The sequence below is a fragment of the Candidatus Dactylopiibacterium carminicum genome, from assembly GCF_014736495.1.
In the GTDB taxonomy this organism is placed as follows: domain Bacteria; phylum Pseudomonadota; class Gammaproteobacteria; order Burkholderiales; family Rhodocyclaceae; genus Uliginosibacterium; species Uliginosibacterium carminicum.
In genome coordinates, this window is sequence record NZ_MDUX01000058.1 from 1 (window position 1) to 22,885 (window position 22,885).

General features: G+C 63.6%; 23 protein-coding genes and 2 pseudogenes. 18 read left to right on the plus strand and 7 right to left on the minus strand.

The window, feature by feature from the left end; translation table 11 throughout:
• The coding region (locus tag BGI27_RS14520; protein WP_141239830.1) for a transposase at window positions 1-107 on the minus strand (107 nt) is incomplete at its 3' end.
• A gap of 623 nt (window positions 108-730) precedes the next feature.
• On the opposite strand from BGI27_RS14520, the gene BGI27_RS18200 reads away from it, so the two are divergent.
• From BGI27_RS18200 to BGI27_RS14535, 4 genes are read left to right on the plus strand one after another with little or no spacing between them, the layout of a single operon-like run.
• Window positions 731-1,306, plus strand: coding sequence for a lysylphosphatidylglycerol synthase transmembrane domain-containing protein (locus BGI27_RS18200; RefSeq protein WP_223871820.1), 576 nt, complete (start codon window positions 731-733; stop codon window positions 1,304-1,306).
• A complete protein-coding gene (mprF, locus tag BGI27_RS14525) occupies window positions 1,189-3,336 on the plus strand; it encodes a bifunctional lysylphosphatidylglycerol flippase/synthetase MprF (RefSeq protein ID WP_223871821.1) in 2,148 nt (715 codons plus the stop codon). Before BGI27_RS18200 ends, mprF begins: the two co-directional genes overlap by 118 nt.
• Window positions 3,333-3,995, plus strand: coding sequence for a hypothetical protein (locus BGI27_RS14530; RefSeq protein ID WP_095525554.1), 663 nt, complete (start codon window positions 3,333-3,335; stop codon window positions 3,993-3,995). The genes mprF and BGI27_RS14530 overlap by 4 nt, the downstream gene beginning before the upstream one ends.
• Window positions 3,992-4,711, plus strand: a complete 720-nt coding sequence (locus BGI27_RS14535) for a virulence factor family protein (protein ID WP_141239775.1) — start codon at window positions 3,992-3,994, stop codon at window positions 4,709-4,711. Before BGI27_RS14530 ends, BGI27_RS14535 begins: the two co-directional genes overlap by 4 nt.
• A gap of 111 nt (window positions 4,712-4,822) precedes the next feature.
• Here the strand turns inward: BGI27_RS14535 and BGI27_RS14540 are convergent, their stop codons facing one another.
• The 3 genes from BGI27_RS14540 to BGI27_RS14550 are packed head-to-tail and all read right to left on the minus strand — an operon-like array spanning window position 4,823 to window position 7,294.
• Window positions 4,823-5,965: a THUMP domain-containing class I SAM-dependent RNA methyltransferase gene (locus BGI27_RS14540; RefSeq protein WP_095525556.1), complete on the minus strand. Its 1,143-nt coding sequence runs from the start codon at window positions 5,963-5,965 to the stop codon at window positions 4,823-4,825.
• A 4-nt stretch (window positions 5,966-5,969) separates the two neighbouring features.
• Window positions 5,970-6,407: a CopD family protein gene (locus BGI27_RS14545; protein WP_095525557.1), complete on the minus strand. Its 438-nt coding sequence runs from the start codon at window positions 6,405-6,407 to the stop codon at window positions 5,970-5,972.
• A 5-nt stretch (window positions 6,408-6,412) separates the two neighbouring features.
• Window positions 6,413-7,294 carry an NAD(P)H-binding protein gene (locus BGI27_RS14550; RefSeq protein ID WP_095525558.1) on the minus strand — a complete coding sequence of 294 codons (882 nt, stop codon included), beginning with the start codon at window positions 7,292-7,294 and terminating at the stop codon, window positions 6,413-6,415.
• A 384-nt stretch (window positions 7,295-7,678) separates the two neighbouring features.
• Here BGI27_RS14550 and BGI27_RS14555 point away from each other — a divergent pair, with 384 nt between their 5' ends.
• The gene (locus BGI27_RS14555; RefSeq protein WP_095525559.1) at window positions 7,679-8,818 is read left to right on the plus strand and encodes an EAL and HDOD domain-containing protein; all 1,140 of its coding nucleotides are present in this window, start codon (window positions 7,679-7,681) and stop codon (window positions 8,816-8,818) included.
• Window positions 8,819-8,853: 35 nt separating this feature from the next.
• Here the strand turns inward: BGI27_RS14555 and BGI27_RS14560 are convergent, their stop codons facing one another.
• A complete protein-coding gene (locus BGI27_RS14560) occupies window positions 8,854-9,210 on the minus strand; it encodes a YnfA family protein (RefSeq protein ID WP_095525560.1) in 357 nt (118 codons plus the stop codon).
• 292 nt (window positions 9,211-9,502) lie between these two features.
• Here BGI27_RS14560 and BGI27_RS14565 point away from each other — a divergent pair, with 292 nt between their 5' ends.
• The 10 genes from BGI27_RS14565 (at window position 9,503) to BGI27_RS14610 (ending at window position 18,338) form a co-directional block, all read left to right on the plus strand.
• Complete coding sequence (locus tag BGI27_RS14565) at window positions 9,503-9,985, plus strand: HMA2 domain-containing protein (protein WP_095525561.1); 483 nt, start codon at window positions 9,503-9,505, stop codon at window positions 9,983-9,985.
• Between the two features lie 32 nt (window positions 9,986-10,017).
• Entirely contained in the window at window positions 10,018-10,356 is a 339-nt protein-coding gene (locus BGI27_RS14570; protein WP_095525562.1) for an HMA2 domain-containing protein, read from the plus strand.
• A gap of 176 nt (window positions 10,357-10,532) precedes the next feature.
• The gene (locus BGI27_RS14575; RefSeq protein ID WP_095525563.1) at window positions 10,533-11,045 is read left to right on the plus strand and encodes a ferritin family protein; all 513 of its coding nucleotides are present in this window, start codon (window positions 10,533-10,535) and stop codon (window positions 11,043-11,045) included.
• A 1-nt stretch (window position 11,046) separates the two neighbouring features.
• The gene (locus BGI27_RS14580; protein WP_095525564.1) at window positions 11,047-11,421 is read left to right on the plus strand and encodes a hypothetical protein; all 375 of its coding nucleotides are present in this window, start codon (window positions 11,047-11,049) and stop codon (window positions 11,419-11,421) included.
• On the plus strand, window positions 11,418-11,726 hold the full coding sequence (locus BGI27_RS14585; RefSeq protein WP_095525565.1) for a hypothetical protein: 309 nt from the start codon (window positions 11,418-11,420) through the stop codon (window positions 11,724-11,726). The genes BGI27_RS14580 and BGI27_RS14585 overlap by 4 nt, the downstream gene beginning before the upstream one ends.
• On the plus strand, window positions 11,726-12,112 hold the full coding sequence (locus tag BGI27_RS14590) for a hypothetical protein (protein WP_095525566.1): 387 nt from the start codon (window positions 11,726-11,728) through the stop codon (window positions 12,110-12,112). Before BGI27_RS14585 ends, BGI27_RS14590 begins: the two co-directional genes overlap by 1 nt.
• Entirely contained in the window at window positions 12,112-14,157 is a 2,046-nt protein-coding gene (locus BGI27_RS14595) for a heavy metal translocating P-type ATPase (protein WP_095525567.1), read from the plus strand. Before BGI27_RS14590 ends, BGI27_RS14595 begins: the two co-directional genes overlap by 1 nt.
• Before the next feature lie 416 nt (window positions 14,158-14,573).
• Window positions 14,574-14,996, plus strand: coding sequence for a GtrA family protein (locus BGI27_RS14600; protein ID WP_170943056.1), 423 nt, complete (start codon window positions 14,574-14,576; stop codon window positions 14,994-14,996).
• Window positions 14,997-15,003: 7 nt separating this feature from the next.
• A complete protein-coding gene (locus tag BGI27_RS14605) occupies window positions 15,004-16,581 on the plus strand; it encodes an NAD(P)/FAD-dependent oxidoreductase (RefSeq protein WP_095525569.1) in 1,578 nt (525 codons plus the stop codon).
• Between the two features lie 5 nt (window positions 16,582-16,586).
• Entirely contained in the window at window positions 16,587-18,338 is a 1,752-nt protein-coding gene (locus BGI27_RS14610; protein WP_095525570.1) for an ArnT family glycosyltransferase, read from the plus strand.
• 12 nt (window positions 18,339-18,350) lie between these two features.
• Here BGI27_RS14610 and BGI27_RS18205 read toward each other — a convergent pair whose 3' ends face one another.
• Together BGI27_RS18205 and BGI27_RS18715 are read right to left on the minus strand one after the other, a co-directional pair.
• Window positions 18,351-18,449 (minus strand): winged helix-turn-helix domain-containing protein, encoded by a 99-nt coding sequence (locus BGI27_RS18205; RefSeq protein WP_239591157.1) that lies wholly within the window; start codon window positions 18,447-18,449, stop codon window positions 18,351-18,353.
• Window positions 18,450-18,642: 193 nt separating this feature from the next.
• Window positions 18,643-19,644, minus strand: a pseudogene (locus BGI27_RS18715) (HAMP domain-containing protein); the annotation flags it as partial.
• 32 nt (window positions 19,645-19,676) lie between these two features.
• Between BGI27_RS18715 and BGI27_RS14620 the strand changes: the two are divergent.
• The 3 genes and pseudogenes from BGI27_RS14620 to BGI27_RS14630 all read left to right on the plus strand — a co-directional run.
• Window positions 19,677-20,852 (plus strand): efflux RND transporter periplasmic adaptor subunit, encoded by a 1,176-nt coding sequence (locus BGI27_RS14620; protein WP_170943058.1) that lies wholly within the window; start codon window positions 19,677-19,679, stop codon window positions 20,850-20,852.
• 13 nt (window positions 20,853-20,865) lie between these two features.
• Window positions 20,866-22,713, plus strand: a complete 1,848-nt coding sequence (locus BGI27_RS14625) for an efflux RND transporter permease subunit (protein ID WP_095525573.1) — start codon at window positions 20,866-20,868, stop codon at window positions 22,711-22,713.
• Window positions 22,714-22,773: 60 nt separating this feature from the next.
• Window positions 22,774-22,885, plus strand: a pseudogene (locus BGI27_RS14630) (transposase); the annotation flags it as partial.

Here is a 22,885-nt window from a genome sequence, read left to right on the forward strand (position 1 = left end):
ATGCTCACATCCAGTCGCCCGGCAACGTCCGCAACGCTATGTCCGCGATCGGTCACTTGCTTGACCGCTTCAATCTTGAACTCTTCCGTGTATCGCTTGCTACTCATAGACACCTCCACTTGGTTGCCAGCTTAAGGCTTCGAAGTGTCTAGTGAACCGGGGGCGATTCACCTCTCCCAATCGATTAATCGAGGGGTGTTTACGTAGGCGTGAGCTTGTATCTACCGGCGGTCATGCTATTCAGGCATGCCGCTGCATTCCTCATCGACGCTGACGTAAACGAAATGGGGACATTTCTAGAATCGTCTGTCCGCTAAAACGGCAGATAGCCGGAGTCGTCCCTCCACCTCGACGTCCTGTCTGATGAAGCCACAGGACGCGTCGAGAACATACAAGCCGGGATAGCTTGCCTGCATCCGGATGTGGCGTCTATGAATGCCATAGACACACTCGCCTGCCGGACCGGCATTGGCGAGTAAGCCAATCCGGGCTGTCCGGCGTTATACCGGCACACGCCCAAGCGGGTCGGGAAAACAACCCGGTCGTCCAATACAGTGAAGTCAGCCCGATGCCGTCATTCCGAAGGAAACCGGAATCCAGTGTTTTCAGGCACTTCAATATCCCGGCTTACACCAGGATGACGCCAACCAGAAGGCACCCAGCCTGAATTGCGCAGCACTGCCCCGACAACCCGATTCGACAAAAACAACTCTTTCCCCTGGATAGCCGCATGCCTTCTCCCGAAGAACACACCGCTTCTTCCGGTACCCTGCCCGGCCTGATCTACCGGCTGCTGAGCCTTTTCGAACGCAGACGCGCGTTGTTGATGGTGGTGGTAGTCGCCGCGCTCGCGGCCTTCCTGCTGACACAGCTCCGTCATCTCACCGGTGATCTGCGTTACGCGGATCTGGTCACCGCCCTCACGGCAACGCCCGTTTCCAGCCTGGTGGCCGCGTTCGCCGCCACCGTGGTGAGCTATGTCGCGCTGACCGGTTATGACGTTTCCGCACTGCGCTACGCCGGTGCCAAGCTGCCTTATCGCGTCGTGGGGCCGACAGCTTTCGTCGCCTACGCGCTGGGCAACAACATCGGCCTGGGCATGCTCACCGGCGGCGCCGTGCGCATGCGGGTCTATACGGCGGCAGGGATCGAAGCCGGCCGCGTGATGCGTGCCTCGCCTTCAATGGCGTGGCTTTCGGCTTCGGCATCCACTGCGTGGGCGCGCTGGCCCTGCTCTGGGGCGCACCGGCCATCGCCGATCATTTCCAGTGGCCAGTCTGGCTGCTGCAGGGGCTGGCCTGCGTGATCCTGCTGGCCCACGCAGTTTTCTGGCTGCTCTGCCGCACGCGCGACAGGCTCACGCTGGCTGGCCGATACACACTGCAGTTGCCGCAGGCCAACCTGGTTCTGCAGCAATTGCTGATCTCTGCGCTCGACATCCTGGCCTCCGCCGCCGTGTTGTGGCTGCTGCTACCCTCAGGCAGCGTGGATTTCGCGGTGCTCGCCACCTGGTATGCGATTGCGATCATGCTGGGCATCCTCAGTCACCTGCCGGGCGGACTGGGTGTTTTCGAGGCCGTGATGCTGTTCGCACTGGGAGACCATGTGCCCACCGGCACGCTGGCCGCAGCCCTGCTGCTGTATCGCGCGATCTACTACTTTCTGCCACTCGCCCTCGCGCTGGTGGCGCTCGCCGGCTATGAACTGCGTAGCGGCGTGGCCGCGCCCCTGGCCCGCGCCGCAGCCAATCTTTCGCCGCTGCTGCTGGCCGGTTTCACGCTGGTGATGGGCGTCGTGTTGCTGCTCTCGGGGGTGACACCGAACGCTGACGAGGCTTCACGCCTGCTGGCCCGCCATGTGCCGCTGCCCCTGGTGGAGGCCTCGCACTTCCTCGGCAGCCTTTCCGGCCTGGCGCTGCTGGTAGTGGCCCGTGGCATGCTGCGCCGCCTGGACGCCGCCTGGTGGGCCGGCCTGTGCATTGCGCTGTTGGGTGCAGTGCTGGTGATCATCAAGGGGCTGGCGCTCATCGAGGCCGCCGCGCTGGTATTGCTCGCACTGGCGCTGTTGGCGTCGCGCCGTCAGTTCCACCGCAAGGCCTCGCTGTTCGCACATCCGCTGTCTCCCGGCTGGCTGGTTGCCATGGGGGCCATCGTGGCCTTCATGATCGGCGTCCTGTTCTTCGTGTATCGCGATGTGGATTACGCCCACGAGCTGTGGTGGCGACTCGAATTCGACAGCGATGCGCCACGATCGCTGCGCGCCAGCCTGGCCGTGGCCATATGCACCCTGGTGCTCGCGTTGCGGCATCTTTTCAAGCCGGCACGCCAGCCGCTGGCATTGCCGGACGACGACACGCTGGATCGGGTCGCCGGCATCGTTGCCACACAGCCGGCGGCATCGGCCTGCCTCGCCCTGATGGGTGACAAGAAGCTGTTGTTCAGCCGCTCGGGCAGCTCTTTCCTGATGTTCGGCCAGCACGGCCGCTCCTGGATCGCGCTGACCGATCCCATCGGTCTGCCCGCCGAGCAGCCCGAGCTGATCTGGCGCTTCCTCGAACTGGCGCGCGAACAGGGAGGCCGCCCGGCCTTCTACCAGATCCGGCCCCAGGCGCTGACGCACTATCTGGACGCAGGCCTGCGCGCCTACAAACTCGGCGAGGAAGCCCACGTGCCGCTGGCGGATTTCTCGCTCAAGGGCAGCGCACGCGCGAATCTGCGCCACGGCATGAACCGCGCCGAGCGCGACGGACTGAGCTTCGAGCTGGTCCGCGCCGAACACTTGCCTGCTCTGCTGCCGGAGCTGCGCCGGATATCGGATGCCTGGCTGGCTGCGCACAACACCGCGGAGAAACGCTTTTCGCTCGGCGCCTTCGTCGACGATTACGTGCTGCGCCAATCCGTGGCCGTGGTGCGCCATGGAGAACACCTCGTGGCCTTCGCCTCGCTGATGTGTACGGCGCAGAAAACGGAGGCCAGTATCGACCTCATGCGCCATCTGCCCACCGCGCCGGGCAGCACCATGGATTTCCTTTTCGTGCGCCTGATTCAGCACTTCCAGGCCGAAGGGTTCGCGCGCTTCAATCTTGGCATGGCGCCGCTCTCCGGCATGGCTGCGCATCCGCTGGCGCCAGCCTGGCACCGTGTCGGCCGTCTGCTGTTCACCAATGGCGAGCAGTTCTACAACTTTCAGGGTCTTCGTGCGTTCAAGGAAAAGTTCGACCCGGTCTGGGAGGCCCGTTACCTCGCCGTTGCCGGTGGCGGCCTGGCGCCCTTGATGGTGCTGGCCGACACGGCCGTGCTGATCAGTGGTGGCCTGAAAGGAGTATTCGCAAAATGAGATTGCACGGAATAGCCGCCGGGCTGCTGCTCGGCATCGCCGCCCTGTTCGCGACCTTGCCCACGCAAGCGCAGGAAGTGCTTTCGCATGGGCGCTTCCGCAACGTCACGGTCTATACCCCAAAGACGGAAGTCCGCCAGGTCGTGCTCTTCCTCTCCGGCAGGGATGGCTGGGATGAAGACATGGCCGACATGGCGCGAACACTGATGACACAAGGCACACTCGTGGCGGGCATCAACACGCCGCAGCTTTTCTCCGCTTTCGAGGCGGACGATGGCGACTGTGCGACACCCAGCGGCGATCTGGACAACCTCTCGCGCTTCATCCAGGCCTATTACAAACTGCCCACCTACCGCCCTCCCGTGCTGGCGGGCCATGCCGCCGCTGCCGGTTTCGCCTATGCCATGCTGGCGCAGGCCCCAGCCGGTACCTTCGCGGGCGCCCTGAGCCTGAACTTCAATCCGGCGCTGGCGCTGAACAAGCCCTTGTGCAAGGGCGCAGGTCTGCTGAGTACCCCCGCAGACATCACGGTGGCGCAACACTTCAACCCACCCAACACCTGCCCGCGCCCTGGGTCGTGCTGCAACCGGCGCAAATCAGGGGCGACGCCCCGGCGCAGGCTCGGACTTTCATCAGTCAGGTGGAGGGCGCCGAGTTGATCGAACTGCCCGAAGGCGGCCCCCGCGACTGGCGATTGCAGCTGATCACGGCATTCGGCAAGCTCGCCGCGCAAGAGAAGACTCAGGCTCTGCCACAGCCAAGTCTGCCGGATCTGCCCATCGTCGAAGTGCAGGCGCATGGCAACACGAGCAAGCTGTTCGCCGTGATGCTTTCGGGCGACGGTGGCTGGGCCGGGCTGGATCGCGAAGTAGCTGCCGCGCTGACGGCACGGGGCGTATCGGTAGTCGGTATCGATTCGTTGCGCTACTTCTGGCAGGCACGCACCCCGCAAGGGTTGGCGGACGATCTGGACCGCGTGCTGCGTTACTACGCCGGGCGCTGGCAGAAGTCGCGCGCCCTGCTCATCGGTTACTTGCAGGGCGCGGACGTGCTGCCCTTCGCGCTCAACAGGCTACCCGCGGCCTCGCGTGCGCTGGTGGCGCAAACGGCGCTGCTGGGCATCGGCAACCAGGCGGCCTTCGAATTCCACCTGAGCAACTGGGTCGGCAAGAGCGGAGACCATCCCATCCTGCCGGAAGTCCGCCGCTGGCCGGCGAACACGGCGCTCTGCATCTACGGCGCAGAAGAGAAGGACTCCCCTTGCCCGGTGGCCTTTGCCTCGCATACCCTGCCGATCAGACTCACCGGTGGCCATCATTTCAACGGGGATTACGACGTCCTGGCCAGAACCATCCTGGAGCACGTGCCGGAATGAATGCTGAAAAGGCATGGTGCCGAGAGGCTGTTCACGATCTCGGCAAGCGTAGGGTGCGCCACGCGCACCGTTCAGGTTGTGAGGCAGACTTGAGCCCAACTTCCGGCGCCATCAAGGCCGGTTCGATCCCGCAACGACCTTGAACTCGAACACGCGGCAGTCCAGATCCCCGTTCATCAACGGCGTACGCTTGCTCGCTTTCAAGCCCAGACGCTTGGCCATCTCCAGGTCAGCGGTGAGGAAGTAGCTATTCCAGCCGGCAAAGCCGCGCTTGAGTGCATCGCCCAGCTTCGGATACCACTCGTACAACTCGTCGCCGCTGGAAAGGCGTACCCCATAAGGCGGGTTGCTCACCAGCACGCCATGATCGTCCGGCGCATCGAGATCCAGCACGTCGCACACCAGCAGTTCGACCTTGCCGGTGAGCCCGGCGGCTTCGAGATTGGCCTCGGCATTGCTGATCTGGCGTGGATCGATGTCCGCACCGAAGATGGGCAGCATTTCGTCGTCACGCCGCCGCGCCAGCGCGGCCTTGCGGATGGATTGCCAGAGCTCGGCATCGAAATGGCGGAATTTCTCGAAGGCGAAGCTGCGCCCCAGGCCAGGCGCCACATCCAGCGCGATCTGCGCGGCCTCGATGAGGAAGGTTCCACTACCGCACATCGGGTCCAGCAGCGTCTGGCCGGGTTGCCAGCCAGAGAGCTTGAGAATGCCGGCGGCAAGGTTCTCCTTCAGCGGCGCCTCGACCTTGGCACGCTTGAAGCCGCGCTTGTAGAGCGGCTCGCCGGAGGTATCGAGGTAGAGCGTGCAGGTATCCTCGGTGAGGAAGGCATGGATGCGCATGTCCGGATTGTGGGTATCCACGTCCGGCCGGCCGCCCTTGATGGCACGGAAGTGGTCGCAGATACCGTCCTTGATGCGCAGCGTGACGAAATTCAGGCTCTTCAGCGGCGACTTGATCGCCGTGACATTGATGCGGATCGAATTGATGGTGTCGAAATGCCGCGCCCAGGTCACCGCGCTGGCAAGGCGATGGATTTCGTCCTCGGAGCGATAGCGCGTGAAACCCACCTTCCACAGCAGGCGGGTGGCGATTCGGCTCTCCAGGTTGGCACGGTAGGCGTAGGCCCAGTCGCCCTCGCTGGCCACGCCCCCGTGGGATATTTCCACGTGGCTGGCGCCGCAGGCGCGCAGCTCTTCGGCAAGCAAGGGTTCGAGGCCACGCGGGCAAGGGGCAAAGAAGGTTTCGCTCATAGGATCAGAAAGGTTTAATGATCACCAGGATCACGACGCCCAGCAGCAGCAGCGTGGGCAGCTCGTTGAACACGCGATACCAGACGTGGCTGCGGGTGTTGGTTCCATTGCGAAAACCGCGCAGCAGCACGCTGCAATATCCGTCATAGGCGGTGAGGAAGAGCACCAGCAACAGTTTGGCGTGCAGCCAGCCCTGCACCCACCAGGTGCCAGGGCCGCCCAACGTGAGGGTGATCGCCAGCCCGGTGGCCCAGGAGCCGACCATCAGCACGATCATGAAACGCTTGAGGCGTTTCGCCATGCCCAGCAAACGCTCGCGCTCAACTTCGCTCTGCGCCGGCACCATGGCCAGGTTTACAAAGATGCGCGGCAGGTAGAACAGGCCCGCGAACCATGAAATGACGAAAAACACGTGAGCCACCTTCAGCCACAGGTAAAGCATCGGTCTTACTCCTTGTCTGGATGTGCATCACGCGCGGCACGCAGGCCGGCGAGCACCTCTGGATATGACAAACGCAGGCGCAGTTCGCGCTTGGCACGAGTATTGTCGAGCCGGCGCGACTCGCCCATAAAACTCGCCATCGCAGGGCTCAGACGTTTCAGGCATTCGGCACGACTCATGCGCGGCGGACGCGGCAAGCCGAAGATGTCAGCCATGGCCTCGAAATAATCCCCCATCGCGAGGCACGAATCGTCGCACAGATTGAAGCTGCGCAGGCGTGGGCCGCGAAACAGTGCCAGGGCTGCCGCACGCGCCAGATCTTCGGCATGGACGTGATTCGTGAAGACATCCTCCTCGCGACGCAGCACCGGATCGCCACGCTGCAACCGCGCCAGGGACAGCCGGTCTGCCGCATAGATGCCCGGCACGCGCAGTACGCGCAACGCACAACCCGAAGACAGCGCAAAGGCACGCAGGCGCAATTCTGCTGCGACACGACGCTTTGCACGCGCCGTGCTGGCACGCAACGGGCGCGTTTCGGTCACGACGGCTCCACCGCAGTCACCATACACGCCGCTGGTGCCGACATAGACGATCCGGCGCGGCGCACGGCGCACCAGCACAGCGAGCAACGCACGCATGCGGGGATCATCCTCGCCCTGACCCGGAGGCGGCGCGGCATGCAACACCCATTCAGCCAGACCGGCCAGACGCGCAAGGCTCGCCGGATCATCCAGATCCCCCGCCACGGGACGCACGCCCAGCACGCGCAGGCGCGCGGCGGCCTCGGCACCACGCGCCAGGGCATACACCTGGAAACGCTGGCACAGCCAGGGCAAGGCACGCGTCAAGACATCACCGCAGCCCACAATCAGAAGTCTGTTCATGCGTGGGATTATCCCATTGAGTGCTGAGTGCTGAGTGCTGAGTGCTGAGTGCTGAGTGCTGAGTGCTGAGTGCGCAGCAGTGTAAGCTCGCTTTTCGCTCCGTCAAACTCTCGTTGCCGCGATGTTCGCAGGCCAAGGCTTGCGATCCCTCGTACATCCACGCCGGCAAGGCCGGCGCTGACTTCCCACTCAGCACTCAGTCCTCGTTACTCAGCACTTGCTCAGCCCCGCCTTCACGATCAGCCGGAAGGCTGGCCCACCCGGCATAACCTGGTGCATCATGCACGCGGGCATGACAGATGCAGCCCTGCGCAGCAGACTGCCGTCGTATGCACCGTCACATTCAAGTATCACCAGGCCAAAGGCCCAATGGAGATTCCCACCATGACTACCGGAGCGCTGATCACCCGCGAACCCGTCGTTAACCAGCAACGCGCCATCACCGCCAACCGCCTGATCGTCCACGCCCCGAATTTCGCCACCGCACTGCAGACGCTTGAGATGCACCGCCAGTACTGGCCGACGATTCATCCCGTCTTCATCAGCTTCGGCCGCCTGGTGCCCACTCCTGAACTACTCGACTGGCAGCCGCCGGAAAACGCACTGATCGAGATCCCGGCGCCTGCGATGCAGTATCCGCAGATACAGGAACTGGTCCTCAAGCTGCAGGCAGCCGGCGTGCCCCTGGCTCTCTCCTGGTATCAGCCGGGTACGCCATGGCCCGAGCAAGCGGACTGCCGCTTCGTGCTTGCCGACCAGGCCAAGGTCACCTCCCCCGCCGGCGCGCCGGGCATCTCGCTCGCCTGGGGGCTGGCCGACGTGCAGGCTTTCGCCGATGCAGTGGAGCGCGGCTATGCGGGGGCTGCGGGCTGGTTCTTCCTCAAAGGAGTGACGCCAGCGAAGGAACTCGCGCCTTCGCACGCACAGATCGTGCGCCTGCTCAATCTGGTGCGCAACGATGCAGACATCACCGAGATCGAAGCTGCGCTCAAGCAGGACGTTTCCCTGCCCTACAAGCTGCTGCGCTACATCAACTCCGTCGGCTTCGGGCTGATGGTGGAGGTGCAATCCTTCCGCCATGCCGTCACCATCCTCGGGCGCGACAAACTGAACAAGTGGCTGTCGCTGCTGCTGGTCTCCGCCAGCCGCGATCCTGCTGCCCCGGCCGTGATGCAGGCAGCCATCGCACGCGGACGCATGATGGAACTGCTCGGGGCCCATCTTTTCGACAAGGCCCAGCACGACAATCTCTTCATCACCGGCGCATTCTCGCTGCTGGACGTACTGCTTGGCACCAGCCTGGACGTGGTACTCGATCAGATGACACTGCCCGGCTCCATCCGCGACGCGCTGCTGCATGACGATGGTGCCTACGCCCCCTTCCTGCGGCTGGCCGTGGCCTCGGAATCTTTCCTGCCCGATCAGTTGCGGGCCCAGAGCGAAGCGCTGGGGCTTACCGTGCAACAGGTATCGGCAGCGCTGCTGCAGGCCGTGGCCTTCGCGGACACGCTCAGCTTCGGCTGAGCCTCCGGAGCAACCGAAGAGCCGGCCTCCCGGACTCAAGCCGGACGTGGCGCGAACATGATGATCGCCATGCCGCCCAGTGCCACCAGCACGCCGAGTACGTCCCAGCCGGTGGGCCGTATGCCATCCACCAGCCACAACCACAGAATGGCCACACCGACATAGACACCGCCATACGCTGCATAGACGCGGCCGGCGGCAGTTGGATGCAATGTCAGCAGCCAGGCGAACAAGGCCAGGCTCAGCGCCGCCGGCAACAGCAGCCAGACGCTCTTGCCCTCCTTGAGCCACAACCACGGCAGATAGCACCCCACGATCTCCGCCAAGGCGGTAATTCCGAACAAAGCCACGGTTTTAATTGCCAGCACGCGGAACTCTCCCCAAAAATTCATTCAAGACAAAACACCCTGAAAACCGTATCAGCCACGATTCTGGTTTCGTAATCGGAATCAATTCCCGAAATACATTCTCCCTTCCAGAAAGCGCTGCAGGCCCACGCCGGGCCCCATCCAGGGGAAAAAACGCCAATCAAAAACGGAAACAAGAAACATTCTTGATTATCAAGATACTGCACGCCCGGAAAATAATGGAAGGGCATGCAAAAAACTTTTCCGAGTGCCACAATTCGATGGCAATCGTATTAAGCTGCGAATCAGTTCCCGCGTTTACTTCCGAATTTCGGTCATGAACAATCTTATTGCCTCCTCGGTGCCCGGGCGCCTGCGCCTGCGGGTTCCGGCCTTCGATGCAGACGGACGCGACGCGCTGGCCGGCAGCTTCGAAGCGCTGCCCGGCGTACTCGAAGTCAGCCAGAATCCGCGCGTGGCATCGGTACTGGTCCGTTATGACCCGGCCACGCTGCCCAGGAAGACCATCGAGCTCAAGGCCCGCAAGCTCCTTGCTGCGAATGACACCCCGCCAGCCGACGGCGATGAAGGCCCGGACCCCGACGATACCGTGCTCGGCCCGGCTCCGGTGGCCATTCCTCGCCGCAAGTGGCGTCTGGTAGTGAACCGCTACGCGAAATACGGTGCCGTGGCCGCCATGGGAATTTCGCTGCTGGCCATCGCCGCGCGCCGCAAGGGGCTGCATACCCAGGCCGGCATCCTCGCCCTGGTCTTCACTGGCATTCATATGTATGTCCATCGCCGCAATCTGCTGCGCTGACGAAAACCAGAAACCGGAAACGCATCGCCCCCATGAAAGAACTCGAGACCTTCCGCCGGTTTGCTGGCAGCGTGCAGATCGCCCACCACATCCCGGGCCGCATCCGTTTCAAGCTCGGTGCCATCGAGCTGGATGCCGAGGGCAAGGCGATGCTGGCCGATGCGCGCCGTTTCCAGGGAGCGCTCGACACCCTGCCCGGCGTGAAGGCAATCCGACTCAACCTGTTGGCCCGCTCCTGCACCGTCGAGTACGACCCTGCCGTGATTCCGCAGAAAGCCTGGCCAGATCTGCTGGCGGGCGTGGATAGCCCGGAAGCCGGCGCCCTCATCCGCATCGTCGCGGAGAAATACGCGGAGATCGCCAATGCGTGATCGTGACCAGGCACTGCTGCGCAGTGGCCGGCTGGATCCGGCCAGCCCGTATTCAGGTCCGCACCAGGCGTTGCGCATCGCCCTGTTTGGCGAATACGCCGCACTGGCCTTTCACCAGGCCATGAATGAGGCCTACCAGGCGCGCGCGCCTTCCTTTTCCGGCGCTGCAACGGCGCGTGGAAAACCGCATCGCGAGTCTGGATCGCCTCTGCGCACGCCATGGCGTACCTCGCCCGCTACCGCCCCTGCCGCAGGAAACCGTGCTGGAATCCGGCTGGCGCGCCAACCTGATACGGGCGATCCGTGGCGAGCAGGCCTCGGCGGCCCGCTATCAACGTCTCTGGCAAGCCGTTCCGGATGCCGGATTGCGCGATGCCTTTGCCGGTCTGCAGCGGGAAACGCTGCAACGCCAGTTGCCGCCGCTGCAACAGGCCCTGCAGGACGCACTCGCGCTCGAACAGATGCATGCCCGCGCCGGTGTGCCCCCCGAAGAGGCCTATACCAAGCACGGCCTGATCGGGGATTTCATGGAAAAGACCTTTTCCGTGCTCGCCGGACAGCATCACGCCCTTGGCGTGGTGGCTCCCTTGTTCAAGGCCAACCCCGCACTGCTGGCCGGACTCGCTGCCGGCAGCCTTGGTCTGCACTTTGCCCGTCAACGCCTCCGCAAGGACAGAAAGGAAAGCTGAGATGATCCCTTTGATCCCGTTCGCCCTGGGCATCGTGAGTGGCGCCATCGCCGTTCGCCTGGCCCGCACCGTCAAGGCCAAGGAAAGTCTGGTCGTCGCCCGCGAAGGGCTGCAGAAAACACGCAGCTCGCTACGCGATGCCACGGTCAGCAGCCTTGCCGCCATCGAGCACACCTCTGCCCGTGTCCGCGAAAAGCTGGTCGAGCCTGCCGCTGAATCCACGCCTGCGCCCAAGGCTACGCTGGCCACTGCCGCCAGCAAGCCACGCAACCGCAAACCCGCCGCCGTTGCCGCCAGCGCAGCGCCCGCCAAACCCAAACGCGCACCGCGCAGCCGCAAGCCTGCCGTGGCAAGCCCGACCAAGGAAGAAGCATGAAGAACCGCCGCGCCCTCGTTCCCGCACGGGATGATCTTGCCAACCAGTTCCTGCGGGGGATGGTCAGCGCGGGCCTGCTGGCCGCTGCGCAGCAACAGTGCCTGACGGCGCCTGAAGCCCGCAAGCAGGTACTGGCCCGCGCCCTGCAAGGTGGCACGGCGCTCGCCAGCGGCGTGGCCGCGGCTAACGCGCTGCAACGCGGCCGTGCAGGCCAGGCCGTGGTGGCTGTGGCCCTGGGCGCCGCCGGCCTTGCCGGCATCGAATACCTCTTGAAGAAAACACGAACCGGAAAAGGAGCCGAATGATGGCCAAGAAGAAACTGAAAAAGGCACTGCGCAAGCTGCTCAAGGAAGAAGCCGCCAGAAACGCGGCCACGGCCGGCTCCACGGCTCAGGGCTATGGATACGGTCAGGAAGCGGACGACAATGCCACACTTGCACCACTGAATGCAGGCTTCCTCTCCGGTCTGGGGCTGCCGGCCGGTTTCGGCTCGCGACGCACGGAGCAATTCCTGCTTGGTGCATTGCTGGGGGCGGCCGCAACCTACGTGCTGAGCAATGAAGAAGTCCGTTCCAAGCTCGTCAAGGGCGCCATGAAACTGTACGGCAGCGTGGCTGGCGGTATCGAGGAGCTGAAGGAACATATGGCCGATCTCAAGGCCGAGGTGGAAGCGGAACGCACGGGCGAGTGATGCCGGAAACCTGGTTCAGTACGCTGGAGTCCGTCCACCAAGTCCGTGGCCGTGGGCGCTGGCGCTATCGGTGCGCCAAAGGGGTCAGTACCGAAGCTGGCAATATCGCTCAGGCGGTGGAAAACCTTGCCGGGGTGATGCAGGTACGCGTCAACGCCAAGGCATCCTCCCTGATCGTGAGCTACGATCCGGCGCAGATCGATGCCTTTCAACTCGAAGAGGCCCTGGGCCGGATGCCTGCACCTGCCCGCACACCGCGCGCGGGCCGCGACACCCTGCCCCAGGCGCCCACTGCAGTGGTGGGGGCACTGGCCACCCTGATCGGCACGCAATATCTGCCGCAACAGCTCAAGCTGCCGGCCACGCTGGCCGCCTCCCTGCCGCTGATGCAGCACGCCACCAAGGACGCACTGGCCAATGGCTTGTCCTCGCACGTGCTGGAAGCCGCGGCCGTCGCCATCTCCATGGCACGCAAAGACTATCTCGCGGCCAACACCACGACTTTCATGCTGGCCCTGGGCGAGTATCTGGAAGACTCCATCGCACGTCGCTCCGACGAGATGCTCAAGCACCTGCTGCTGCCGGTCGGGCCTGAAGTATGGGTGGAGCGCGAAGGCGGCGAGCAACTGGTCGCGGTCAGCGAAGTCAGTGTCGGCGACACGGTGATCGTGGCCACGGGCAGCATCGTGCCGGTGGATGGCACCGTGCTGTCGGGTGAAGGCAGCGTGAACGAAGCTGCCATGACCGGCGAGAGCGCGCCGGTAACCAAACAGCGCGGCGATTCTGTGCTTTCCGGTACCCTGATGGAAGAAGGCCGGTTGCGCATCTACGCAGAGCAGGTTGGCCGCAAGACGGCAGCAGCCCGCATCGCGGATTACGTCGAGCAATCGCTGAACGTCAAGAGCACGGCGCAGCTGGAAGCCGCCAAGCTCGCGGACAGGCTGGTGCCCATCGTGCTGAGCCTCGCCGGCACGGCCTGGCTCGTCAGCGGCGACTGGCAACGTGCCGCTGCCGTGCTGCAGGCGGACTATTCCTGTGCGCTCAAGCTCGCCACGCCGGTGGCCTTCAAGTCGGCCATGTATGGTGCCGGCCAGCAAGGCATCCTCGTCAAGGGCGCGACCGCACTGGAGCGCCTGGCCGAGGCGGACACCTTCGTCTTCGACAAGACCGGCACGCTGACCACGGGCAGCCTGGCCGTCACCGACTCCATCGCCTTCGACGAAGCCTTTTCCTCCGAAGAGCTGATCTGGCTGGCGGCTTCCGTCGAGGAGCACTATTTCCATCCCCTCGCACAAGCCGTGGTAGCCGCTGCGCGCAGCAGCCAGGGCCGGCATTTCGATCACACCGAAGTGGAGTTCGTCGTCGCCCACGGCGTTGCCAGCGAGATCGAAGGCAAGCGCATCGTGGTGGGGTCCCGCCATTTCATAGAGGACGACGAAGGCATTTCGGTTTCACAGCATGAGGCAGTGCTGGCCGGGCTCTACCGTGAAGGCAAGACCCTGCTCTACATCGGTTTCGGCGGCCGTCTCATCGGCGTGCTCGCACTCAAAGATTCTCTGCGCGCAAACAGCCGAGCCACCGTGGAGCGCCTGCGTGCCCTGGGCGCGCGTCGCGTGCTGATGCTCACCGGCGATCATCACGACCGCGCGGCGGAACTGGCTACTGAACTGGGGCTGGAGGGCTTCCATGCCGAACTGCTGCCGGATGACAAGGCCAGCCTGATCGCAGCGCTGGCTGCCGATGGCGCACGCATCGCCTTCATCGGCGACGGCATCAACGACGCTCCCGCGCTGGCCGGCGCACACGTCGGCATCGCGATGCAGCGTGGCGCCGACATCGCCCGCGTGGCCGACGCCAAGGCACTCGCCCTGGCCACCATGGGTCGCATCGACACCAACTATCGTCTTGCCGTCGGACTCAACACGGCGATCCTTGGCGCTGCCTCCTTTGGCCTGCTCAGCCCGATCATGACCTCGGCATTGCACAACGGCAGCACCATCGCAATCCTGCTCAACGCATTGCGCCGCAGCCCCCCCAGCACTTGATCCGTCGGATCGCATTGCCTCACGCAATGCGCGATCCAGTCAGAAACAAAATCCATTCAATAATTACAAGAACATCTCTAACCCCAACGCAATCCATATTCCTACATTCACATCTCACGCAGAAGAGATGGGCGAAGATGCATCGAAGCACTGCCTTCGGCATCGGACAAGATAAAAAACCTTGCCCGGCAGGCTTCTTGACGGCAGGATGGCTGCTCGTCGCAATGCGGCGCCGTAGTCATATTTTCTATCGTGGTCGTTGCCGACAATGCATCCCACCGCAGGCCCCGGGGCCAATACCCGGACCTGCTCAGAGAAGAATCCTGCGTCGCCCTCCGGGACGGAAACCAGGCAAAGCCTGCCGGACTTGCTCCGATACGATCGGTGCAAGCACAAAAAACAAGGGTGGAGACGACATGGACGGAGCACAACTCAGCATGCCGGTTGCGGCTGCACCGGGGCGATTGGCCCTGGAATTTCTCAGATATCTCATGGTGGGTGGGCTTGCCTTCCTCGTCGACTACGGCGTGTTGTGGCTAGTCCATAGCGCGCTGGGTTGGCACTACCAGCTCGCAACGCTGCTCGGCTTCTGCGCCGGACTATTCACCAACTACCTGCTCTGCGTGGCCTGGGTCTGGCGGGGCACGAAAGCCACCACCCTGCGGGATTTCGCCATCTTCACGACGATCGGCATCGGTGGCCTGCTGCTCACGGTACTGTTGATGTGGCTCTCGGTCAGCGTGGCAAAACTTGCCCCTGAACTAGCCAAGCCCTTCATCGCGGGCATCGTGCTGCTCTGGAACTTCGGCTTGCGCCGCCTCTTCGTCTTCTTCCGCTGATCCCGCCATGCAGAAAACCGCACTCATCATCGGCGCCGGCCCGGCCGGTCTCACCGCCGCTTTCGAACTCCTCGCACAGAACGCCGGCTACAAACCCGTAATCCTGGAAACCACCGACCGTATCGGCGGCATCTCGTGCACCATCAATTTCAAAGGCAACCGTATCGACATCGGTGGCCACCGTTTCTTCTCGAAGAGCGACACCGTGATGGACTGGTGGGCCGCGCGCATGCCGCTGCAAGGCGCGCCCTCGCGTGACGACCGCCTGCTCGGAAAGGACAAGCCCTGGGCCGCGAACGGCCCGGACCCCGAGCAGGTCGACCGCGTGATGCTGATCCGCGAACGCATCTCGCGCATCTTCTATCTGCGCAAGTTCTTCGACTATCCGATCTCGCTCAAGGCCCAGACGGTGCTGAATCTCGGCATTTTCCGCACGCTCGGCGCCGGCCTTGGCTACGTGCGGGCACAGATGATCAAGCGCCCCGAGGAGAAGAACCTCGAGGACTTCATGATCAACCGCTTCGGCGTGCCGCTGTACCGCATGTTCTTCGAGGATTACACCGAGAAGGTGTGGGGCGCACATCCTCGCGAAATCTCGGCCGAATGGGGCGCGCAGCGCATCAAGGGGCTTTCCCTGTCCAAGGCCGTGCTGGCAGCATTGAAGAAACTGCTGCCCGGCAGCAAGGATCAGGATCTGCGCCAGAAGAAGACCGAGACATCGCTCATCGAACAGTTCTTCTACCCCAAGCTCGGCCCGGGCCAGCTCTGGGAATGCGTGGCGGATGATGTGCGGAAGATGGGTGGTGAGATCCTGATGCGTCACAAGGTCACCCACATCGAAGTCCAGGAAGGTCGGATCGTGGCGGTGAGTGCCGAGTGTGAAGGTCAGACGAAGCGCTTCGAATGCGATCTGTGCCTTTCCACCATGCCGATCAAGGATCTGGTCGCCAGCCTTCAGGGAGATGCTGTCGGTGCCAATGTGCTGCGCGTTGCCCGCGAGCTGCCCTATCGCGATTTCATGACGGTCGGCGTGCTGGCGAAGAAACTCCGCATCCACAATGAAACCGACATCCGGACCGTCGGCGACATCGTGCCCGACACCTGGATCTACGTGCAGGAACGCGATGTGAAGCTGTGCCGGCTGCAGGTCTTCAACAACTGGTCACCCTACATGGTGGCCGACCCCGACAAGGTCTGGATCGGTCTGGAATACATGTGTTCGGACCAGGACGAAATCTGGAAGATGAGCGACGAGGACTTCATCCGCTTCGCCGTCGATGAACTGGTGAAGATCGACGTGGTCGCCCGCGAAGACATCGTCGACACCTGCCGCATCCACATCGAGAAGGCCTACCCGGCCTACTTCGGCAGCTACGCCGAATTCGATACCGTGCGCGCCCACCTCGACGGTATTGCCAACCTCTACTGCCTCGGCCGCAACGGTCAGCACCGCTACAACAACCAGGACCATTCGATGCTCACCGCCATCGAAGCCGTGCGCAGCATCCGCGCGGGCCAGGCAGGACGTGACGCGCTCTGGAATGTGAATACCGAGCAGGAATATCACGAGACCCGGAAAGGCTGAGCCTCATGAAGACCGTCTGCCCGCGCTGGCGCGCATTGCTGCTGGGCGGTTTGCTCAGTTTTCTGGCCGTCAGCGCATTGCTCGCCTGCCTGCAGCCGCAGCGCCAGGTCAGCATGCAGCGGCTGGACCAGACCTGGGAAGCGCAGCAGCACCCCTGGGAGTTCCAGACCCAGCACGTGGAGCGTACCGGCCGCATGGTGGTGCGCAAGGGATTCGGCACGCCCGTGCGCTGGCGCATCATCCCGGACGACCATCTGCTCGCGTTCTCCATCAATGGCCAGGCCGTGCCGCTTGATTCGGTGCCCGAAGAAAAACTGCGTGACTATCGCAGCGGCTTCGTGCTCGATCTCTCACCCTGGCTGCAGCCAGACGACAACGTGCTGGAGTTCCGTGTCCGCAATGGCATCGGCCCCGGTGGCATTACCATGCTGCCCGTGCTGGGCCCTAGCGCGGTCACCCTGCTATGGCTTGGTTTTCTCCCCCTGCTGTGGGGATTGGCACGCCATTTCCGGCTTACCCGCCGGCAACTGCTGGTGCTCGGACTGGCACTGATCCCGCTGGTAGCCTACTGGGTGCTCACACCCTGGACAGTCCGCAGCCACGATGTCGCTGGCGCGGGCGGCCACCTCGACTACATCCGCTGGGTGGCCGAACGCCTGAGTATCCCTGACGCCAAGGATGGCTGGACCTTCTACCACCCGCCGCTGTACTACCTGCTCGGCGCCCCGTTGTGGAAATGGGCGCATTGGCTGGGCGTCGATGCTGGCGCCGCCATGCAGGCCTATTCGCTCACCCTGTGGCTGGTCTTCCTCGCTGCCGCTGCCGGCACGCTACGCCTGGCACTACGCTCATCCCCCTGGCTGGCCATGCTCGCCACACTTGGGCTGGCGCTGTGGCCCTCGGGCATCATCCACAGCATCCGCATCGGCAACGATCTGGGCTTCTACGCCCTGGCCGGCATGGCTTTCTATCATGGCCTGCGATGGTGGCAGGGGCATCGGCGCCCGGCCTTGCTGGCTACGGCCCTTTGCTGCGCACTGCTCATCCTGACCAAGAGCAACGGCCTTGTGGTAATCGCCACGATGGGCCTGCTGCTGCTCTGGCGCATGCTGCGCCCCCACCGCACGCGCAAGGCAGCACTGATCGATCTGACCCTTTTCTGCACGATCGCCGGCGCAGCCATGCTGCTGAATCTGAGCGACAACATCTACAACTATCTACAGGGCAACAGCCGTAGCTGGCTGGTCAGCAATGTGGTCAGTCTGAACGGTGCGCTCGGCGTGCCCGTGGCATTGAAATATTTCATCCCGCTGGATCTGCCGACTTCCCTTACCACGGCCTGGATGGACCCCTGGAACGATGTCAGCGGGCGCCAGAATTTCTGGAATTACCTGCTGCGTTCGGCCTTGAGCGGTGAATTCTCGTTCCAGGGTACGCTGCAGCGCGGGCTGGCCTATGGCTGGGGGGTGTTACTGATCCTGCTGCTAGGCTGCCTGTTGCTGCGTGCACGCTGGCGGGCACTGCTCGATACGGGCTGGCTGCAACGCAATGCGCTTTGGGTACTGAGCATGCCGCTGTGGCTTGCAGGTCTGCTCACACTGCGCATACAGACCCCGTTCGCCTGCAGCAACGATTTCCGTTACATCCTGCCGATCCTGCTGCCACTGCTGATCCTTACCGTGCGTAGCGGCACGCTGGCGCGCTGGCTGCTCGGCGGCATCGCAGGCTGCTCCTGGGTGTTCTTCCTGTGGTTGTAGGCGTGGGGGGCGTCACGGCCACTCAAAGCGATAGCCCACGCCATACACCGACTGGATCGGGTCGCCCAGGGCGGCAAGTTTGCGGCGCAGGTTCTTGATGTGGGTATCCACCGCGCGGTCGGTGACCGCGCGCCGGATCGGCAAACACCTTCAGCGGGCCGGTCGGCAACTCGCAGGCGAGTGTCAGCGAGTGTTGCGCCAGACGTGGCGCGAAGCGCTCGGCCACTTCCCCGAGACAGATCGCGAGATCGACGCTTTCCTTGCGGTAGGCCAGTGCGGCCATGTCGGTCAGCGCCAGCTCGTACACATCGTTGACCAGCTTGCTGAGCAGTCCGACCTCGGCCTGCAGCGATTTCAGCGCGTTCCGGTCAAGAGGGCGGACCCCGTCCTCGATAGCCTCCAGCTCACCGTTGAGCACGCCCAGCGGGGTCCGCAGTTCGTGTGCGATGTCAGCCATGAACTCGCGCCGCATGGTCTCGTTACGCTCCAGCGTGGCGGCAAGGTAATTGAAATCGCGCGAGAGTTGCCCGACCTCGTCCTCGCCGATCTGTGGCACACGCCGGGCGTAATCGCCGCCGGCCAGCTCGTGCGTGGCTCGCGCCACCCGGCGGATGGGTCGCAATACTGCACGGGATACCCACCAGGCGATCGCCGCGGCCAGCACGATGACGATGGAGAAAATGAGCCAACGTGCACGCAGCTGCGTCCGCTCGAAACGCTGCGCCCCCACTTCGGTGACGCTCTGGAAAGGCGCCAGGGCCAGCCAGCCGACAGGCTTTCCAGCGACCAGGATCGGTCGCTCGATCCTGTCACCATCCAGTGCGCCGGGAAAGCCGATCACGAAGAGATGATCGGCATCCAGCAAGGAGACGCGCAGGAAGGCCCCGGTGAGATCGGAGATCGGCGGCGGCCGGTCTTCCATGTGCTCGTTCTCACTGTCGCGCACCATCAGGCGGATCCAGTTACCGGGCCGCTCACGAATGAAATCCCAGTTGCCATGCTCCGCATAGGCGGCCTGCAAGCGTGGCAATGCGGCATCCATGCGATCGACCGCCAGCTTGTTCAGGTAGCCCAGAAAACCATGCGTGAAGCTGTGATGCGAGGCGATTCCCGTTGCGATCACCGCGGCAGACGCCACAGCGAGCACTGCGACGAAGAGCCGGGTCGAGATGGAGATGCGGGCGAATCTGTTCATGGCGTGCATTTGAGCCCCAGCGGGAATCCATGGCAAGAGGCAGGCTACAAACCTCACGAAGCTTGCGAAGCTCAAATTCTCTCCACAATCGGCGCGCAAATTGGCTGCCATCCCTGAAGACCAGGTCGAATGAAAGCCACTTCATGCATACCCCCATTTCCCACCCGCGTATCCGCATCACGCTCGCAACCCTTGCCTGCGTTGCGCTTGCCGCCTGCGGCGACAAGCAGGACACAACAGTCACCGCAACCGAAACGCCGCAGGTCGGTGTATTCATCGTCACCGCCAGCGAAACCCCGATCACCACGGAGCTGGCCGGCCGGGCCTCGGCTCGGGCCATCGCCGAGATCCGGCCGCAAGTCGGCGGCATCCTGGAAAAACGCCTGTTTACCGAAGGTGCGCTGGTCAAGGCCGGTCAGGTGCTGTACCAGATCGACGCCTCCAGCTATGAAGCCGCCTATGCCAGTGCCAAGGCCGCAGTCACCAAGGCGGAGGCCACGCTGAAATCCTCCGAGGTAACGGCCCGGCGCAACGAGGGTCTGGCGCGCATCGATGCGATCAGCCAGCAGACGGCGGAAGACAGCCAGGCCGCCGTCGAAGAAAACCGCGCCGCGCTCGACGTGGCGAAGGCGGCGCTGGAAACCGCGCGCATCGATCTCGAACACACCCGCATCACCTCGCCGATCAATGGCCGCGTGGATATTTCCGTGGCGATCCCCGGCGCCTTGCTGACGGCGAATCAGAGCACCGCGCTGACCACGGTGCGCCAGCTCGACCCGCTGGTGGTGGACGTCAAGCAATCCAGCGTCGAGCTGCTGCGCCTGCGCCAGGAGCTCAAGGCCGGCAAGCTGCGCGCCCGCGGCCAGGAGGTCCCGGTAAAGCTGATCCTGGAGGATGGCAGCGAGTACGCGCATGAAGGGCGTCTGCAGTTCGATGGCGTGAGTGTCGACGAGAGCACCGGCATGGTCACGCTGCGCGCGCTGGTCCCGAATCCGGAGGGCGTGCTGCTGCCAGGCATGTACGTGCGTGCGCAGGTGTGGGAAGGCAGCATCCAAGACGCGTTACTGGTGCCCCAGGAGGGCATCACCCGCCGCCCCTCCGGCGATGCCATCGCGATGGTGGTGGGCGATGACGGCCGCATTGCGGAACGCAGGCTCTCGCTGGGCCGCACGGTGGGCAACCAATGGCTGGTGAACGCTGGTCTCAAGCCCGGTGACAAGGTCGTCGTGGAAGGGCTGAAGAAGGTTGCGCTGGGCGACCTGGCGACAGCGGTACCGGTGTCGTCCGACGCGGCCGCGTCCAGCGCCGCTGCGCACTGAGGAGAGCACCGCTATGGCACGTTTCTTCATAGACCGGCCCATCTTCGCCTGGGTCATCGCCATCGTCATCATGCTCGCCGGCGCAGCCGCGATCCAGAGCCTGTCGCTCGAACAATATCCTGACATCGCGCCGACCAAGGTCACGATCCGGGCTACCTACAACGGCGCCTCGGCCGAGACCATCGAGAACTCGGTGACCCAGGTCATCGAGCAGCAGCTCACCGGCCTCGATCATCTGACCTACATGAACTCGCGCAGCCAGTCCGATGGCTCCGCCCGAGTCGAGCTCACCTTCGATTCCGGAACCAACCCAGACGTGGCGCAGATGCAGGTGCAGAACAAGCTCGAACAGGTGCTCTCGCAATTGCCAGAGGCGGTGCAGGATCAAGGCGTCACGGTCGCCAAGGCCAGCACCGACACGATGATGGTGATCAACCTGATCTCCGATGATGAATCGGTCACCGCCACCGACATCGCCAACTACATCGCCAACAGCCTCAAGGACACCATCAGCCGCCTCGATGGTGTGGGCGACACGCAGGCCTTCGGCTCGGGTTACGCCATGCGCATCTGGATGGACCCGGCGAAGATGCAGAAATATGCGCTGATGCCTTCCGACATCGCCAGTGCGCTGAGCGCGCAGAACACCGAAGTTTCCGCTGGCCAGGTCGGCGCGCGCAGCAAGCTCAAGTCGGTCGACGAGTTCGCCCAGGTGATCGTGAAATCCGCCGCCGATGGCGCGGTAGTGCGCCTCTCCGAAGTGGCACGCCTTGAGCTGGGCCGCGAGAGTTACACCATCAGCACGCGCTACAACGGCCACGCTTCGGCGGGCCTGGGCATCTCGCTCGCCTCCGGCGCCAACGCACTGAAGGTCGCGGAAGCCGTCAAGTCCAAGCTCAACGAACTCGAGCCCTTCTTCCCGGCACACATGAAGGCCGTGGTGGCCTATGACACGACGCCCTTCGTGAAGATCTCCATCGAGGAAGTGGTCAAGACCCTGATCGAGGCACTCGCGCTAGTGGTACTGGTGATGTACATCTTCATGCAGAACCTGCGCGCCACGCTGATCCCCGCCGTGGCTGTGCCGGTCGTACTGCTGGGCACTTTCGGCATCCTCTCGGTGTTCGGTTACTCCATCAACACCCTGACCATGTTCGGGCTGGTGCTGGCCATCGGTCTGCTCGTCGATGACGCCATCGTCGTGGTCGAGAACGTCGAGCGGATCATGAGCGAGGAAGGTCTTTCGCCGAAGGAGGCCACGCGCAAGTCGATGGATCAGATCACCGGAGCGCTGATCGGCATCGCCCTGGTGCTCTCCGCGGTCTTCATCCCGATGGCCTTCTTCGGTGGCGCCACCGGCATCATCTACCGCCAGTTCACGATCACCATCGTCTCGGCCATGGCGCTGTCGGTCGTCGTCGCACTGACGCTGACCCCCGCACTCTGCGCCACCCTGCTCAAGCCCATCCCGCAGGGGGGCCACGCCAATGGCAATGGCCCGCTGGGACGGCTCTTCGGCCGCTTCAATCGGGGATTCAGCACCGGCACAGAACGTTACCGACTGGGAGTGGGCAGCCTGCTCAAGCGCCGTCTGCTCGGCATGGCGGTGTATGCGCTGCTGTTTGCCGCCACGGCGGGGATCTTCAAGGCGCTGCCGACCTCCTTCTTGCCGACCGAAGACCAGGGCACGCTGATGGCGCAGGTCAAGCTACCGGCGGGCTCGACCAACGAACGCCTGATGAAGTCGCTACAGACCTTCGAGGCATACCTCGCCAGACAGCCCGAAGTGAACAGCTACATGACGGTGACGGGCACCGAGGGCGACCAGGCTTCGACACGCGCTTTCATCACTTTGAAGTGAATCGCCCCCGGTTCACTAGACACTTCGAAGCCTTAAGCTGGCAACCAAGTGGAGGTGTCTATGAGTAGCAAGCGATACACGGAAGAGTTCAAGATTGAAGCGGTCAGGTCAAGCAAGTGACCGATCGCGGACATAGCGTTGCGGACGTTGCCGGGCGACTGGATGTGAGCAT

What these genes read in the sequence shown, in the direction of transcription:
- BGI27_RS18200 (WP_223871820.1), top strand. Translation starts at nt 731, where the DNA reads ATGCCTTCTCCCGAAGAACACACCGCTTCTTCCGGTACCCTGCCCGGC.
- BGI27_RS14530 (WP_095525554.1), top strand. Translation starts at nt 3,333, where the DNA reads ATGAGATTGCACGGAATAGCCGCCGGGCTGCTGCTCGGCATCGCCGCC.
- BGI27_RS14540 (WP_095525556.1), bottom strand. Translation starts at nt 5,965, where the DNA reads ATGAGCGAAACCTTCTTTGCCCCTTGCCCGCGTGGCCTCGAACCCTTG.
- BGI27_RS14545 (WP_095525557.1), bottom strand. Translation starts at nt 6,407, where the DNA reads ATGCTTTACCTGTGGCTGAAGGTGGCTCACGTGTTTTTCGTCATTTCA.
- BGI27_RS14550 (WP_095525558.1), bottom strand. Translation starts at nt 7,294, where the DNA reads ATGAACAGACTTCTGATTGTGGGCTGCGGTGATGTCTTGACGCGTGCC.
- BGI27_RS14555 (WP_095525559.1), top strand. Translation starts at nt 7,679, where the DNA reads ATGACTACCGGAGCGCTGATCACCCGCGAACCCGTCGTTAACCAGCAA.
- BGI27_RS14560 (WP_095525560.1), bottom strand. Translation starts at nt 9,210, where the DNA reads ATGAATTTTTGGGGAGAGTTCCGCGTGCTGGCAATTAAAACCGTGGCT.
- BGI27_RS14565 (WP_095525561.1), top strand. Translation starts at nt 9,503, where the DNA reads ATGAACAATCTTATTGCCTCCTCGGTGCCCGGGCGCCTGCGCCTGCGG.
- BGI27_RS14570 (WP_095525562.1), top strand. Translation starts at nt 10,018, where the DNA reads ATGAAAGAACTCGAGACCTTCCGCCGGTTTGCTGGCAGCGTGCAGATC.
- BGI27_RS14580 (WP_095525564.1), top strand. Translation starts at nt 11,047, where the DNA reads ATGATCCCTTTGATCCCGTTCGCCCTGGGCATCGTGAGTGGCGCCATC.
- BGI27_RS14585 (WP_095525565.1), top strand. Translation starts at nt 11,418, where the DNA reads ATGAAGAACCGCCGCGCCCTCGTTCCCGCACGGGATGATCTTGCCAAC.
- BGI27_RS14590 (WP_095525566.1), top strand. Translation starts at nt 11,726, where the DNA reads ATGGCCAAGAAGAAACTGAAAAAGGCACTGCGCAAGCTGCTCAAGGAA.
- BGI27_RS14595 (WP_095525567.1), top strand. Translation starts at nt 12,112, where the DNA reads ATGCCGGAAACCTGGTTCAGTACGCTGGAGTCCGTCCACCAAGTCCGT.
- BGI27_RS14600 (WP_170943056.1), top strand. Translation starts at nt 14,574, where the DNA reads ATGGACGGAGCACAACTCAGCATGCCGGTTGCGGCTGCACCGGGGCGA.
- BGI27_RS14605 (WP_095525569.1), top strand. Translation starts at nt 15,004, where the DNA reads ATGCAGAAAACCGCACTCATCATCGGCGCCGGCCCGGCCGGTCTCACC.
- BGI27_RS14610 (WP_095525570.1), top strand. Translation starts at nt 16,587, where the DNA reads ATGAAGACCGTCTGCCCGCGCTGGCGCGCATTGCTGCTGGGCGGTTTG.
- BGI27_RS14620 (WP_170943058.1), top strand. Translation starts at nt 19,677, where the DNA reads ATGCATACCCCCATTTCCCACCCGCGTATCCGCATCACGCTCGCAACC.
- BGI27_RS14625 (WP_095525573.1), top strand. Translation starts at nt 20,866, where the DNA reads ATGGCACGTTTCTTCATAGACCGGCCCATCTTCGCCTGGGTCATCGCC.